Below are 14,240 nucleotides of genomic sequence, written 5' to 3'. Positions count from 1 at the left end.
GGGTATGAAGCGGAGCGGATGGTTCGCGGCGGTGACGGTGGCTGTGGCCCTGGCGGGCTGTGGCCATGGTGGGAAGAAGGAAGAGAAGAAGGGCGACACGCGCTGCGAGGAGTCGCGGAACCTCTCGTGCATCACTGGCACGGAGTGTTCCATGGACCGCGACCGTGGTTGTGAGGTCTGTCGCTGTTCGCCCGCGGATGCGCTGACGCCCACGGACAAGCGCCGGCCCACGGCGATGGAGCCGCAGCAGCGCTGGTAGGGTGGGGACGGGCTACACGAGGTGCGCGACTTCGACGTCCAGGCGCTTCACCTTCAGCTCTGTCAGGAGCCCATGCAGCTTGGGGGACATGAGCAGGAGCGGGTGAGGGCGCAGGACTCCGCTCCGCATCCCCACCAGCTGCCGTGTCCAGGTCAGGTCGCTTCCGTCGTAGTCGCCGCGCCGAAGCGAAAGCTCGGAGAGCACATTCAGGCCGACGACGTGGCCCTTGGGGCAGCGCTGCGCGTTGTCCTCGTCGTGGTCGAAGGGGTCATTGCCCGTGAGTGTGGCGGGTAGGATGTCGACTGGGGGCGCTGTCACGATGAGCTGATGCCACTCCTTCACTGGCTCTGACCGCGCACCAGCTCGCCGGATGGGTCGGAAGTCCACGCCGGTGATTCCGCTCTCCCGCCAGAGGTCGGCGAGCCGAGCGGAGATGATCAGCTCGTGCGCAAGGGTTCGAGCGAGGTCGACGCGCTGGGGAATCCGGCGCACGTCCAGGCTCAAGTCGGAGACCTGCCGCGCGCCCGCTCCACACAGCGTGCACGCGGTGGATTCATCGTAGGCGGTGCCACACGCCTCTCCAGTCGGTTCGAAGACCGCCTCCAGTCCCAGCTTGAGCAACTCGGCGGACTTCAGCTCTCCCGCGGAGTAGTGGCGAAGGATGCGCCAGCCCGCGAAGAACATCTGGCCTTGCTGACGCAGGGCGCGGTCAATCTCCCTGACGCGCGACACGCGGCCATCGTCGGTAGGGAGCGTGACCTTGCGCACCGTGCCACTCGGAAGCACGACGCCCTCGTCTTCGCGAAAGAGTCGCCATGCTTCCGTTTCCTCGACACGGAGTTCGATGGTTTCGCGCATGGTCAGGGCTGGAGTCCGATGAGCTGCGGGATGGGATACTGGGAGTAGACCTGGACCAGGAGGAGTTGAAGTTTCTCTGGAGGAGGCCGCTCCTGGCCATAGGTCCAGCGCTCTCGAAACGCCTGGGTGATGGCCTTGTGGTAGGCGGTTGGCAGTCGATAGGTCGCGCCTGATTTAGCACCGCCCAGGTACATCGGTATCAGGTGATGTTCCTGGAAGCCCGTGCTGCTCGGATAGCGTGCCTGAGCTTCCTTGAGGCGCTGGGCATAGCGCTGCCGAGCCTGCTGGACGACTTGATGGTTCGCCAGTCGGTGTGCCTGGAGCTGGCTCTGCTGTGGTGTTGGCGTCGGGGTGAGCAAGGGCGCGCGTCGCCACTGGCGTGCTCCAGGCCCTCGACGAAGCGGCGGCCTCATCCCCGCGTTCTCGCAGGCGGTGTCGGTCCGCGAAGCGCAGTATGAATCTGGCCGGTCGCCCTCGACTTGGCCCGAGTCCACCTGCATGTCGTCTGGCAGGAAGGCCCCGATGGTACCGTCGTCCGCCGTGACATGGAGGCTGCCCCAGTCGCGCAGGTTGACGGTGGCGGCACCACAGCCCACTTGAAGCAGGACCAGGACACAACACCACAGGCTCAGATGCCAGGCAGGTGGAGCGCGCATCCATCCTCCATGTCGAGTTTGGGTCGGCCTCCCCATCTTCTCCCAAATTCGCGGGATGGGACGAAGTCAGCTCCGCACACCGGGCTCGAAGCGCAGTGGCAGGCGCGTGGGGCCGTGGACATGGAGCGCCTGACGCGGCTGCCAGGGCTCGTCGCTCGCGAGCCGGAAGTCGCGCAACCGCTCCAAAAGGTCCGTGAGCGCCACCCGCGCCTCCATGCGGGAGAGCGCCGCACCCAGGCAGAAGTGGATGCCGTGCCCGAAGGCGAGGTGCGGATTGGGGTCCCTGCCGATATCGAACCGCTCCGGCTCACGGAACTGCTTCGGGTCCCGATTCGCGGAGCCAATCATCGGCAGCACGAACTTCCCCTCCGGAATCACCCGCCCGTGTAGCTCCACCGCACGCTTCGTCGAGCGGAACATCGACTGCGCCGGAGACCGGAACCGCAGCACCTCCTCGATGGCCAGGGGCAACAACCCCGGCTCCGCCTTCAGTCGCGCCAGTTGGTCCGGGGACTCCATGAAGCACAGCAGCGCGTTGTTGATGAGGTTGGTCGTCGTCTCCGTCCCCGCCGCCAGGAGCAACTGGAAGAATCCCAGAAGCTCCTTCGCGTCCAGCCGCTCCCCATCCACCTCCGCCTCGACCAGCCGGGTCAGCAGGTCATCCCGCGGCGCCCTCCTGCGTTCATCCAGGATGCCCGCCAGATAGGTCCGCATCTCGTCCCGCGCCGCCGCGTTCTCCTCCATCGCCCGCTTCGACTCGTCCCCACCCGCGATGGTGTAGCTGAGCTTCATGATGATGTCCCCCCATCGCAGGAACCGCGCCCGGTCCTCGACGGGAATCCCAATCATCTTCGCGATGACCATCGCCGGCAGCTGACTGGAGTAGTCCGCCACCAAATCCAGCTCCCCACGCTCCACCGTCACATCCAGCAACTCCCGGGACAGCTCCCGCACGTGCGGCTCTAGGTTGGCGATGGAGCGCGGCGTGAAGGCCCGCATGATGATGCCGCGCAGCTTCGTGTGCCGGGGCGGGTCCGAGAACAGCAGCCAGTCCGGCGTCGTCCCCGTCTCCGTCGTGACGACGGAGCTGAACGCGTCATGGTCCTGCAGCGCCCACTTCACGCTGTCGTAGTCGAAGAGAATCCACAGGTCCTCCCGTGGCTCGTGCAACAGCGGCGAGTCCGCGCGCAACTTCGCGTAGAGGGGAAAGGGATTGCGGCGCACGTCATCGGTGAAGAGCTCCAGCATTCCTTGGCGTCTCCGGGACGCCAGGGTAGGAACCCCAGGTTCCAGAGCGAAACCGTGCCGGACTGAACCGTCCAGCCGAGGACGCTAGGCCGCTCGCTCCGCGCGCCGTGCCGCCCACGCGGTGACGAAGTCCGCGAGGCCGCCCAACTGCCGGTCATTGAGCGTGCACTGCCACCGGGCCTGTCGCAGCGCGCGGTACGCCGCCGGAGCCTCCCAGCCGCGCGCCACCATCACCGCCAACCCCATCAACGGGCCCCGCCCCACACCGTGCTCGCAGTGCGCATAGAGGTGCCCACCTCGCTCCAACCGGGGCAATGCCCACTCGACACCCTGCAGGAGCTGCTCCACCGATGGTGGATAGCGGTCCGTCACCGGCAGGTTCAACAGCTCGATGCCCAGCGCTTCCAGCGCCTTCGCGTCGTCGACACTCTCGGCGCGCAAATCAATCACCGCCGTGATTCCTCGCGCCTTCAGCTCCGCGTAGCGCGACGGCGGCACCGAGCCACCCACGTGCAACCAGTCGCTCACCTGAGACACGTTGAGGCCGCGCCCCGGCAGCTTCGTGGTCCACTCCACGCAGCGCGCCACCGAGCGCAGCACCTGCTTGCGCACCCAGCCTCGCACGCCGGGCACATGGTGCACGTCCCGCAACAACGAAACGCTCACGGGTCTCCCTCGAGCGACACTTCCATCAACCCCGTCACCGGCGCCTTCCCCGCGCGCTCCAACACCGCCCGGTGCAGGTACGTCACGGGAGCGCCCACCACGGGCTTGATGAGCCCACCCAAAACGCCCAGCTCTTCCACGGGCGCGCTGCGCTGCAACAGCGACGTGGAGCGCAGCACCATCACCTTCGCCCCGTCGCCGCCGAAGACATCCACCGTCCAGACGCTCCGCTCCTTCGTGCCCTCGCGGCTGAGCGTGAAGGATTCCAACTGGGTCGGCGTGCCACCCTCCGTCCACGAGTACACCGGACCGAACTCACCGTCCTGCCCCTCGCGCCCCAGCAACACCATCCGCTCCCCGCCCTCGCGCAGGGCCCGGAAGCGCACCCAGCGCCTGGCCAGCTTCGCCGGAGCAATGGTGGAGCGCGTGTGGTCCGCGTAGCCGCCACCAGCCTGCTCCAGCTCCGCGCTCTTGGGCGGCTGCACCTTCGCCTTCAGCGGGCTGAAGGCCAGCATCATCTCGTGCCGGTAGCGCGCGTTGCCCACTTCCACTTCCGAGCCTTCCGGCGAGCGGGGTGCCATGGGCGCCGCGTACTCCAGCACCACCCGCCCACCGTCCAGCGGCGCCTCCACCCGCGTCACGCCCTCCGCCGAACGCGCCGAGCACGTGCCGACGCGCAGCGTGCCAGTGGCCGCGTCGTAGCCCCACTCGCGCGAGCCCACCTTCTTCTGCGCCGTCCACGCGCGCTGGCCCGGCCGCAGCACCGTCGCGCGGCAGATGCCCGTGCGCGAGCCCGGACCGATGTTCGTCACCTGCAACTGCACCAGCACGAAGGTGCTGTCCTCCAGGTCCCCGATGAAGGTGAAGCTCTCCCCGTACGTGTCGCTCGGGGAGGCCGAGGGCTCCAGCGTCGCTCCCGCCGCCACGGTGGGCAGCGCGAGCGACAAGAGGAGACCCAGGACCTGGAGCCGCGCCTCACGCCGCATGGGGGCGCTGCTCCAGCAGCGCGTCCGGCGACGTCGTGTCGTTGAAGACGTAGTCACGCTGCAGCGGCAGGTTCCACGCGAAGTACACCACGCCGCGCACCAGCCACCAGCCCAACGTGTAGGCCAGTTGCGGATGCAGCGTCAGCAGCGCCACGCCTCCCGCGTTGAGCAGCGCGCTCGTCCCGCTCACCACCGCGTAGCGCATCATCTGCCGGCCCACCGCCGCCGTGCTGCGGAAGGTGAACACGCGGTTGATGGAGTAGTTCACCACCGCGCCCAGGAGCGCGCCCAGCACCGTGGCCCACGCGGGCAGCAGCCCCGCCCACTCCACCAGCGCCAGCACCACCGCGAAGTCCGCCACCGTGGCCACCGCGCCCGCCGCCGCGTTGAGGCCGACAATCGCCTTCTCCGAACGCGCCTCCTGCCGCTTGGGCGCCAGCGCCTTCACCAGATTCCGGAAGCGGGAGATGGCCGTCAGGTTGCTCATGATGGCGACGAAGACGAGCCCCACCACCGCCATCCAGTGCATGGGGTGCTTCTCCTGGGGCCAGAACACGGCCTCCAGAATCGGCGACAGCGCCGTGCCCGCGCCCAGGAAGAGCACCCGCTCCAGCCGCTGCATCGCGCCGTCACGCACGTTGACGCCCAGGCCCTCGCCCTTGGCGCGGACATACGGCACCAGCGACGAACCCAGCAGCGCACCCAGCGCCGGCAGCAGCACCCAGGTGTCCCGGTAGTACCAGGCAAGGCCCATCAACATCGCCGAGTCCACGTACCTGTCGAGCACCGAGTCCAGCGCCGCGCCCGCGGGGTTGGCCTCCTTGCGTGTACGGGCGATGCGCCCGTCCATGACGTCCAGGATGCCCGCGCCCAGGAACAGCCAGCCGCCCAGCGCGAAGCGGCCCGCCGCCACCGCGACGCCGGAGGAGATGCCGAGCAGGCCCGACAGCATGGACAGCGCGTTGGCCGGAAGGCCCGAGCGCAGAATCAGCGCCCACAACGGCTGGATGACCCAGAAGAAGTAGTGCCGGAGGAAGTAGCCGACGAACCCGGCGTTGCCCCGCTTGAGCGTCTCCTCGTCGCGAGGCACGCCCTTGAAGGCCACGCGGATACAGAAGATGAGCAGGCCTCCCAGGAAGTACACACAGGCGAGGATGGCCGGACCCAACGCGGTCCAGATGCGAGCCGAGGGGGACAGGTTTCCGGTCAACCAGGCGACCACGTTCTCAAGCACGGGTGTCCCCTCCAGGAGTCAGCGGCAGCGTGACGGGCATGGGTGCGCTCTTGCGCGAAAAGGCCAGCTCCACCGCCAGGAAGGCGGCGAGTGCGAACACGAGGCCCGCGAGCACATCCAGGATGTAGTGGTGCGTCAGATAGACAGCGGAGAAACCAACCAGCAAGGCGAACGCTCCCGTGCCCAGACGCCACTTCGGTCCATCCCGCCAGACGAAGAGCATCACCATGAAGGGATAGGAGGCGTGCAACGAGGGCATGGCCCCGAAGACGTTGGGATTCCGGGCGTAGAAGCCGGCGAAGTAGTTGATGCCCAACAGTGCGTCGAAGCGCGCCGTGCCCGCGGGACTGGGCAGTGCGGCGAGGTTCGCCGGGCCCGGCCCGTACTGGAGGATGTACCAGGGCGGAGCCGCCGGGTAGAGCAGGTAGGTGACCATGCCCAGGGCGTTCACAAGCAGGAAGGCCCAGCACAGCTTCTCGAAGCGCGCGTCCTTCTTCACGAAGAAGAAGATGGCCATCAAGAAGACTTCGTAAAGGTAGGCCGCGTAGGCGAAGCCGCACAGCAGGTCCAACACGGCGTGCGAGCGGGTGCTCCACCACAGGGGCCAGTTGACACCCCCGGGGGCGGGGAACCACTGGCGCTCCCAGTCCCACAAGTCACCTGTGTGGATGCCGCCCCGCAGGAACAGCCAGAGTCCCTGGCTGTCCATCAGCATGCCGGTCAGCCATAGCGGGAACCCGCCGAAGAGGAAGCGCCGCGTGCGGGGGCCCGCCCAGGCCACCCCCACCAGCAGCACGTCCGCGACGACGTGGTCCCACCGGAGCCGACCGGTGGCCGTCACGAGCATCAAGTGGCCCACACCCAGCAGGGTGACGAGCCACGTGAAGGCCGGACTCTTAGCGAGCGAGCGGGAGGTCATCCCCGTAGTAGTCGAGTCCGAGGTGGGTGATGGGCTCTTCGCCCGCCACGACGCGCAGGGTGTTCTTCAGCTTGGTGAGCTGGATGAACAGGTCATGCTCGACGGGCAGGCCGGGCTGCGCCATGGGGCTCTTGAAGTAGAAGGACATCCACTCCTGGATGCCGCGCCACTCCAGCCGCTTGGCCAGGTCCAGGAACAGCGCGATGTCCAGCACCAGCGGCGCCGCCAGGATGGAGTCGCGGCAGAGGAAGTTGACCTTGATCTGCATCGGATAGCCGAGCCACCCGGTGATGTCGATGTTGTCCCAACCCTCCTTCGCGTCGCCGCGGGGCGGGTAGTAGTGGATGGACACCTTGTGCGAGTACTTGCTGTACAGCTCGGGGTACAGGTCCGGCTGCAGGATGGTGTCCAGCACGCTCGACTTGGTGACTTCCTTGGCCTTGAAGGCCGCGGGGTCGTCGAGCACCTCGCCATCGCGGTTGCCGAGGATGTTGGTGGAGAACCACCCCTCGAGGCCGAGCATGCGGGCCTTGAGCGCGGGGGCGATGACCGTCTTCATCATCGTCTGGCCGCTCTTGAGGTCACGGCCCGCGACGGGGATGCCCTCCAGCTTCGCCAGCTCCTGCAGCGCGGGCGTGTCCACGCTCGCGTTGGGCGTCGCGTTGGCGAACGGCACGCCTTCCTTGATGGCGGCGTACGTGTAGAGCGCGGTGGGGTTGATGTCCGTGCTGTTCTCGTCCAGCGCCTTCTCGAAGGCGGCCAGCGTCTTGAACGACTCCGGCAGGGGACGGAAGGTCTCCACGCTGCTGCACACCACCATGACAGCGCGCTTGGCGTTGAGCTCCTTCTTGAAGTCGCGGATGTCCTGGCGCAGCGCTTCAATGCTCTCGCGGTGCGTCTTGGTGGCCTTGGCGTGGTTGGCCTCGATGCGGCGGACGAACTCGGGGTCGTGCACGCCCTTCTTCGGCTTGATGCCCTGGAGGAAGGGCTTCACCTGCTCCAGGTGCTTGTCGTGCAGCACGCCGGAGCGCACCGCGACCTGGTACGCGTCCTCGCTGATGATGTCCCAGGCGCCGAAGACCACGTCGTTCAGTCCCGTCAGGGGCACCAGCTCACCCAGCTTCACGGTGCGCCCGTCCGTCCGCTTGCCCAGGCGCGCGGTCCCCATCTGCGTCAGGGACCCGATGGGTGCGCCCTTGCCCTGCCGCGCCAGCTCCACACCCGCCATCAGCGTCGTGGACACCGCGCCCAGGCCGGGGATGAGCACCGCCAGCTTGCCCTCGGGCTTCGAGACCGACTTCTTGTTCTCCATCGTGGATTCCTTCGAAAGGCGGTTTTGACGCCCTGTGGTGAGGCTTCTTCGGATTCACCGCTGCGCACCGACCTGATGCCGTGGGGTATGCGGAAAATCTCGAATGCGGATGGTTGATACTCTAAAGCGTTCGTGACTTCAACGTCATGTGGGGCGGCTGGTTAGCACGCCATGGGGCGGACTGATGGATCACCCCAGCCCCAGGTACAAGACGAGCCGAACGCGCCTGTCAGAGAAACACCAGGTCGTGGGAAAAGTGACACCTGCCCGACCGTACATGGGCATGACGGGTAGGTCGGAGTCGTTGCCGACCCGCTGGTTACGGTGTGTGGGGGTGTATTGCTGCGTGTGTGCCTTCGAGGGGTGTGGGACGGGCCAGTCATGGCGCCCAGGCGCTTCCGGCGCAACCCCAAGTCGAGGCAGGCGGGGCCCACCCGCCACTTCCCCCAAAGAGGGACGGAGGTGGGCCCGGGGAGGGACGTCAGTGGGGGCCCGTGCCGCCGCCGTTCAGCTCCAGGGCCTGGTGGTCGCCCGGGGCGTAGGGCTTCCCGGACAGGACGGCCTTGAGCATGCCGGCCAACTGCACCATGCGGCTGGAGGGGGCGTCCCAGTACTCGGCGCGCTCCACGCGCACGCACAGCAGCGCGAGCTCTGGATCATCCACGCCCTGGGGGAACCACGCCTTGAGCGCGGGGCTCCACAGCTCCCGGACCTTGCGGGCGTCCTTCACCAACTGACAGCGACCGCTGACGGACACGTAGCGTTCGCGGGTGGGGTCGGCGAAGGAGACGTTGACGTGGTGGTCCTGCTCCACCTCGTCGACCTTGTGGGAGTGCTCTCGGGTGAAGAACCAGAGCTCTCCGTCGAAGTCATGGTCCTGGGTCCACATCGGCCTGCTGTGCAGGCTCCCGTCGCTCTCCACCGTGGTCATCATCGCGACCTTGATGCCGTGGATGAGGTCTCCCAGATGTTCGACGGCGTCGCGGGTGCCTTGCTCCTTCTTCTTGGTGCTCATGCGCTCCTCCTGAGTTGGAAAGGTAGGCAGGGTGGAGGGGAGCGAGCATGGGACGGCCGGTCGGATGGCGCCTGGGCAGGCGGGCGGTGTGGTAGGTGGCGAGGGCCTCCCTGGTGGAGGGGAGACCTGGGGCTCCACGTGAGTGGGGAACCTGGGGATGGAAAGCGAGTGCGACGATGCTGAAGACCGCGTGGAACGAGTGGTGCCTGAAGGCGCTGCAGATTGAGACGGCCCTCCTGGCACTGGAGGAAATCGAGCTGCCCGAGGAGATGCACGGGCTGCAGGACGCGGCGGAGGAGAAGTTGCTGGAGCTGGGGCGCGCCTGGAAGGGGCGGCAGCCGCAGAAGGACGGGCGCCGGTGGGAGCGGCAGACCCTGGAGGGCGGCGCGCCGAGCGACGCGGAGCTCCAGGAGGTCGTCGACGAGTTCCGCGGGGACGGCAAGAAGTGGACGCTGCTCCGGGCCACCAGCGACAAGCAGGAGGTCGTGGAGGTGGTGGTGTCGGAGGGCCGCGCGTGCATGGTGGCCGGCGGCTCGTACTACCTGGGCCAGTGGGACGCGAAGGACGAGGTGCTCGAGGTGGGCCGCGATGACGACGCGGGAGAGCCCGGCACCGGCGTGGTGTTGTCCGCCACCGCCGAGGTCCAGTTCACGCCGGACCCGGAGCTGTAGCCCGCGTCACGCGGGCCTTCGAGCGCGCGAAGTTTCAGGAGTCCAGCACGCGCGCCATGCGCTCGCGTGTCTTCGCGTCGGGCAGGCGTCCGAAGCCAGCGCGGACGTTGTCGGCGACGTGCTCGGGGTTGCTCGTGGCGGGCAGCGGGCAGTGCACGGCGGGGTGGCCGAGGATGAACTTCAGGAAGAACTGCGCCCAGCTCGCGCAGTCGAAGTCCGCGGCCCACGCCGGCAGCGCGCGGCCCTTCACCTGTCGGAGGAGCTGCCCCGTGGCGAAGGGCTGCATGACGAGCACCGCCACGCCGTGCTCGGCGGCGGCGGGGAGCAGGCGCTTCTCCGCGTCGCGCTCGGCGAGTGAGTAGGGCAGCTGGATGAAGTCCAGCGTCTGCTCGCGCAAGAGGCGCTCCAGGTCATCGAAGGCGCTTCGGGCGTAGTGGGTGATGCCGACGTAGCGCACGCGGCCCTGGGCCTTCCACTCGCGCAGCACGGGCAGGTGGGTGCGCCAGTCGACGAGGTTGTGGACCTGGAAGAGGTCCATGCGTCCTCGCCCCATGTCCTTCACGGAGGTCTCCAGTTGGGCGAGGCCCGCCTCGCGGCCCGTCGTCCAGACCTTCGTGGCGAGGAAGGGTTTGGGCGCGTCCGCGAGCGAGGCGAGCACGTCCCCCACGACACGCTCCGCCCGGCCGTACATGGGCGAGGAGTCGATGAGGCGCGCCCCTGAGTCGAGGAAGCGCTGGAGCACCTGCTTCAAGGGCGCGCGCTCGGCGGCGGAGGTCCCCACGTCGAAGGTCTGCCAGGTGCCGAGGCCGATGACGGGCAGGGCCTCGCCCGACTTGGGGATGGGACGGGTGAGCATGGGGGTCTTCACGGTGGGAGCGGGTTTCGCGGCCCGAGTCTGGCCCGGGAGCAGCGCGGCGCCGAGCCCCGCGGTGAGCACGTCCCGACGCGAGGGCGGGGACAAGGGCCTGGGGCGTCGGGGTGTCTGGGACATGGTGGTGACAGTATTTCGCGGGCCCGGTGTTCTGTTGCGCGAAGGGGGACGGCGACGTCTCCCGCGAAACAACCCTGGCTCTGGTACCCGCGCCGCGCGTGGGAGGAGCCCTCTCGGAAATCAGCTCAGGAAGGTCCAGCGATGAAGCGCAAGGTCTCGGTGTGTGCGGGCGTCATGGCGGCGATGGTGGCGATGTCCGCTGGCGCCGAGGAGGCGAAGGGGGGCGACTCGGCCCCCGTGGTCTCGGCGGGCGGTGACGGTGGCTCGGCGGTGGGAGCCGAGGTCGCGCCAGTGGTGGAAGGGCCGGGTGTGGAGCGGGCGATGGTGGCGCCTCCCCTGGTGGAGGCGACGACGGCGGGGGTGGTGAGCGCGGGGACGGCCGGGGATGCGCCCGTGGCGGTGGCGAAGACGGAGGCCGCGGAGCAGGACGTCCACGTGCCCTTCAACCTGTCGATTCTGCCGGGGCTGAGCACCTCGGGGTTTGCCCGGCAGAACCTGGTGCATGACGTGTCCATCGGGTTGATCGCCACGCATGCGAAGCGGGTGACGGCGCTGGGGTTGTCGCTGGGTGGCAACTGGGTGACGCATGGCGCGAGCGGCGTGCTCGCCACGGTGGGCGCCAACGTGTCGAGGGGCCCCGTGGATGGGGTGCTGCTCGCGGTGGGCGGCAACGTGGTGACGGCGGACGCGGAGGGCGTGCAGGCGTCGGTGGGAACCAACATCGTGCGCGGCTCCATGGGCGGTGGGCAGCTCACGGTGGGCGCCAACGTGGCGACGGGCGCGGTGGAGGGCACGCAGCTCAGCGTGGGAGCGAACATCGCGGGCGGCGACGTGAACGGCGGGCAGCTGACGGTGGGCGGCAACCTGGCGTCGGGCGCGCTGCGGGGACTCCAGATGTCGGTGGGTGGCAATCTGGCGGCGGGGACGCTGAACGGAGTCCAGATGGCTGTGGGCGCCAACGTGGCGCGAGGCACGGCGCGAGGGCTCCAGATGGCGGCGGGCGTCAACGTCGCCTCGGAGCTGACGGGCATGCAGGTGTCCTCGGGCGTCAGCTACGCGAGCAAGCTGTCCGGTGCGCAGCTCTCCCTCATCAACGTGGGCGGCGACGTCGACGGCGCGCAGGTGGGTCTGGTGAACGTGGCCGGCCGCGTGGACGGCGCGCAGGTGGGCCTGCTGAACGTGGCGGGCCAGACGGAGGGCGAGTCGGTGGGCCTCTTGAGCTTCGTCGGCAACGGTCAGGCCCACGTGCAGGTGTGGGCCAGTGACGTGTCGCTGACGAACATCGGCCTGAAGCTGGGCGGGCGGCACCTCTACACGCTGCTCACCGTGGGCCTCACGCCGCCGATGGATGGAGACCGGCGTCGCTACACGGTGGGCGCGGGCCTGGGTGGCCACATCCCCGTGGGCCGCTTCTACGTCGACGTGGACGTGATGGGCTCCAGCCTGCATGCCAACCGCCTCTTCGACTTCGACGAAGACACGAACCACGTGCTCGGGCAGTTCCGGGTGATGGCCGGCTGGCAGCTGTCGCGCCGCTTCGCCGTGTTCGGCGGAGTCAGCGCCAACACGCTCGTCACCTGGAACGGGAGCGACACGTGGAAGGAGCTGGGCATCGGCCCGGAGTGGAAGGAGGTCTCCGACAGCGGACGCACCACCGTACGCACCTGGCCGGGCCTGCTCGCGGGCGTGCAGATTTGACGTGAGCGTGGGTGCTTCCCGGGGGGCCCTCCGCCCCCCATGTTTCCCTCGGACGGATGCGCCCGTCAGTCGGTGGGCGACGGAGGGAGCGACCCCATGGAAGGCACCATGCGTGTGATGGTTCTCCACGCGCCGGGGCAGCCACTGCGAGCGGAGACGTGGCCCATTCCGCGCCCGGCCCCGCAGGAGGTGTTGTTGCGAGTCCACGCCTGCGCGGTGTGCCGCACGGACCTGCACGTGGTGGACGGTGAGCTGCCCAGGCCGAAGCTGCCGCTGGTGCCGGGCCACGAAATCGTGGCCACCGTCGTGGAGGCGGGCGCGGAGGTGATGGGGCTGGAGCCGGGCACGCGCGTTGGGGTGCCCTGGCTCGGCTGGACGTGTGGCCAGTGTCGCTTCTGTGTCTCCGGTCGGGAGAACCTCTGCGACTTCGCGCGCTTCACCGGCTACCAGTTGGATGGCGGCTACGCGGAGTACACCCTGGCGCATCACCGCTTCTGCTTCCCGCTGCCCGCGAATTACCCGGACGTCCACGCCGCGCCGCTGATGTGCGCGGGGCTCATCGGCTTTCGCAGCCTGCGCCTGTCGGGAGAAGGTGAGCGACTGGGGTTGTATGGCTTTGGCGCCGCCGCGCACGTGCTCATCCAGGTGGCGCGTCATCGCAAGCGGCGCGTGTTCGCCTTCACGCGGCCCGGGGACGAGGAAGGGCAACGCTTCGCGCGCGAACTGGGCGCGGTCTGGGCGGGAGGCTCGGACGTGCTGCCGCCGGAGCCGCTGGACGCGGCCATCCTGTTCGCGCCCGTGGGAGCGCTGGTGCCCGCCGCGCTGCGCGCCGTGGACAAGGGCGGGGTGGTGGTGTGCGGCGGCATCCACATGAGTGATGTCCCGTCGTTCCCCTATTCGTTGCTCTGGGAGGAGCGGGTGGTGCGCTCGGTGGCGAACCTGACGCGCGCGGATGCGATGGACTTCCTCGTGCTCGCCCCCAGCGTGCCGGTGCGCACCGAGGTGCGGGTGTTCCCCCTGTCCTCGGCGAACGAGGCGCTCACCGCGCTGCGCGAGGGTCACGTGCGCGGTGCGGCCGTGCTCGACACGAGCAGGTAGGCGTGGGGCATTGCGCCCCGCAGGGAGTGCGTGCGGCCCCATTCCGCCGCAAATCCCGCGCAAGGGGCGCGCGCGGTGCCCCGGCATTCCAAGGGGTTGGCGTTGGCCAGGGTGATGCAATGGGGAGGGGTGCAACCCGAAGCCCCGCGCACACAGCGGGGCCTGACCCGAGGCCGACGATGAAGCGAGCGTTGCAGATTACCTACCGGGGCATGGCGACGAGCGTGGCCCTGAACGAGCACATCCGCGACCACGCAGCGAAGCTGGAGCAGTTCTTCGATGGCATCGTCGGATGCCACGTGGTGGTGGACGAGCCCCACCGGCACAAGCAGCACAGCCATCACTTCCGCGTGCGCGTGGACCTGCACGTGCCTGGAAGAGACATCATCGCGGGCAGGGACCCTGAGCACGACGCCGCGCATGAGGACCCCTACCAGGCCGTGTCGGACGCCTTCGAGGCCGCGCGCCGACAGCTTCAGCACTACGCCGAAGGACTGCACGCGCATCATCGACACTGACGCCCGCCGAAGTCCCTGGGGCCGCGCACCGTTTCCTCGGGTGCGCGTTTCCCCGGGGGTGGAGCCAGGGGCCGAGCGTGGGCATGAAGCTCGGCCGTGGTCGCCGGAGCC

Annotated in this window: 15 protein-coding genes; 5 read left to right on the top strand and 10 right to left on the bottom strand. The window is 68.7% G+C overall.

The window, feature by feature from the left end; all coding sequences use genetic code 11:
- Positions 1 to 4: 4 nt before the first annotated feature.
- Positions 5 to 259, top strand: coding sequence for a hypothetical protein (locus HUA75_RS26895; RefSeq protein WP_174456974.1), 255 nt, complete (start codon positions 5 to 7; stop codon positions 257 to 259).
- Positions 260 to 271: 12 nt separating this feature from the next.
- On the opposite strand, the gene HUA75_RS26890 is transcribed toward HUA75_RS26895, so the two are convergent.
- From HUA75_RS26890 to HUA75_RS26850, 9 genes are all read right to left on the bottom strand, one after another.
- On the bottom strand, positions 272 to 1,045 hold the full coding sequence (locus HUA75_RS26890) for a hypothetical protein (protein WP_174487979.1): 774 nt from the start codon (positions 1,043 to 1,045) through the stop codon (positions 272 to 274).
- Between the two features lie 74 nt (positions 1,046 to 1,119).
- Entirely contained in the window at positions 1,120 to 1,773 is a 654-nt protein-coding gene (locus tag HUA75_RS26885; RefSeq protein ID WP_174487978.1) for a hypothetical protein, read from the bottom strand.
- Positions 1,774 to 1,839: 66 nt separating this feature from the next.
- Positions 1,840 to 3,021 (bottom strand): cytochrome P450, encoded by a 1,182-nt coding sequence (locus HUA75_RS26880; RefSeq protein WP_254627795.1) that lies wholly within the window; start codon positions 3,019 to 3,021, stop codon positions 1,840 to 1,842.
- Between the two features lie 84 nt (positions 3,022 to 3,105).
- Positions 3,106 to 3,687: a dual specificity protein phosphatase family protein gene (locus tag HUA75_RS26875; RefSeq protein ID WP_141645006.1), complete on the bottom strand. Its 582-nt coding sequence runs from the start codon at positions 3,685 to 3,687 to the stop codon at positions 3,106 to 3,108.
- Complete coding sequence (locus HUA75_RS26870) at positions 3,684 to 4,673, bottom strand: hypothetical protein (RefSeq protein ID WP_174487977.1); 990 nt, start codon at positions 4,671 to 4,673, stop codon at positions 3,684 to 3,686. The genes HUA75_RS26875 and HUA75_RS26870 overlap by 4 nt, the downstream gene beginning before the upstream one ends.
- Positions 4,663 to 5,907, bottom strand: coding sequence for a GtrA family protein (locus HUA75_RS26865; RefSeq protein ID WP_141645004.1), 1,245 nt, complete (start codon positions 5,905 to 5,907; stop codon positions 4,663 to 4,665). Before HUA75_RS26865 ends, HUA75_RS26870 begins: the two co-directional genes overlap by 11 nt.
- Positions 5,900 to 6,826, bottom strand: a complete 927-nt coding sequence (locus HUA75_RS26860; RefSeq protein ID WP_141645003.1) for a phosphatase PAP2 family protein — start codon at positions 6,824 to 6,826, stop codon at positions 5,900 to 5,902. Before HUA75_RS26860 ends, HUA75_RS26865 begins: the two co-directional genes overlap by 8 nt.
- Positions 6,804 to 8,138, bottom strand: coding sequence for an inositol-3-phosphate synthase (locus HUA75_RS26855; protein ID WP_141645002.1), 1,335 nt, complete (start codon positions 8,136 to 8,138; stop codon positions 6,804 to 6,806). The genes HUA75_RS26860 and HUA75_RS26855 overlap by 23 nt, the downstream gene beginning before the upstream one ends.
- Before the next feature lie 481 nt (positions 8,139 to 8,619).
- Positions 8,620 to 9,153 (bottom strand): pyridoxamine 5'-phosphate oxidase family protein, encoded by a 534-nt coding sequence (locus HUA75_RS26850; protein WP_174487976.1) that lies wholly within the window; start codon positions 9,151 to 9,153, stop codon positions 8,620 to 8,622.
- Positions 9,154 to 9,329: 176 nt separating this feature from the next.
- Here HUA75_RS26850 and HUA75_RS26845 point away from each other — a divergent pair, with 176 nt between their 5' ends.
- Positions 9,330 to 9,824 carry a hypothetical protein gene (locus tag HUA75_RS26845; RefSeq protein WP_141645000.1) on the top strand — a complete coding sequence of 165 codons (495 nt, stop codon included), beginning with the start codon at positions 9,330 to 9,332 and terminating at the stop codon, positions 9,822 to 9,824.
- 34 nt (positions 9,825 to 9,858) lie between these two features.
- Here HUA75_RS26845 and HUA75_RS26840 read toward each other — a convergent pair whose 3' ends face one another.
- Positions 9,859 to 10,815 carry an aldo/keto reductase gene (locus HUA75_RS26840; RefSeq protein WP_174487975.1) on the bottom strand — a complete coding sequence of 319 codons (957 nt, stop codon included), beginning with the start codon at positions 10,813 to 10,815 and terminating at the stop codon, positions 9,859 to 9,861.
- 141 nt (positions 10,816 to 10,956) lie between these two features.
- Between HUA75_RS26840 and HUA75_RS26835 the strand changes: the two genes are divergently transcribed.
- The 3 genes from HUA75_RS26835 (at position 10,957) to HUA75_RS26825 (ending at position 14,129) form a co-directional block, all read left to right on the top strand.
- Entirely contained in the window at positions 10,957 to 12,513 is a 1,557-nt protein-coding gene (locus HUA75_RS26835; RefSeq protein WP_174487974.1) for a hypothetical protein, read from the top strand.
- A gap of 96 nt (positions 12,514 to 12,609) precedes the next feature.
- The gene (locus HUA75_RS26830) at positions 12,610 to 13,611 is read left to right on the top strand and encodes a zinc-dependent alcohol dehydrogenase family protein (RefSeq protein WP_141644999.1); all 1,002 of its coding nucleotides are present in this window, start codon (positions 12,610 to 12,612) and stop codon (positions 13,609 to 13,611) included.
- Positions 13,612 to 13,790: 179 nt separating this feature from the next.
- A complete protein-coding gene (locus tag HUA75_RS26825) occupies positions 13,791 to 14,129 on the top strand; it encodes an HPF/RaiA family ribosome-associated protein (protein WP_174487973.1) in 339 nt (112 codons plus the stop codon).
- Positions 14,130 to 14,240 lie beyond the last annotated feature (111 nt).

The organism is Myxococcus sp. CA040A, assembly GCF_013336725.1.
Lineage (GTDB): Bacteria > Myxococcota > Myxococcia > Myxococcales > Myxococcaceae > Myxococcus > Myxococcus llanfairpwllgwyngyllgogerychwyrndrobwllllantysiliogogogochensis.
The sequence above is the reverse complement of the archived record's forward strand: the minus strand, read 5'-3'. Positions and strand labels throughout refer to the sequence as shown.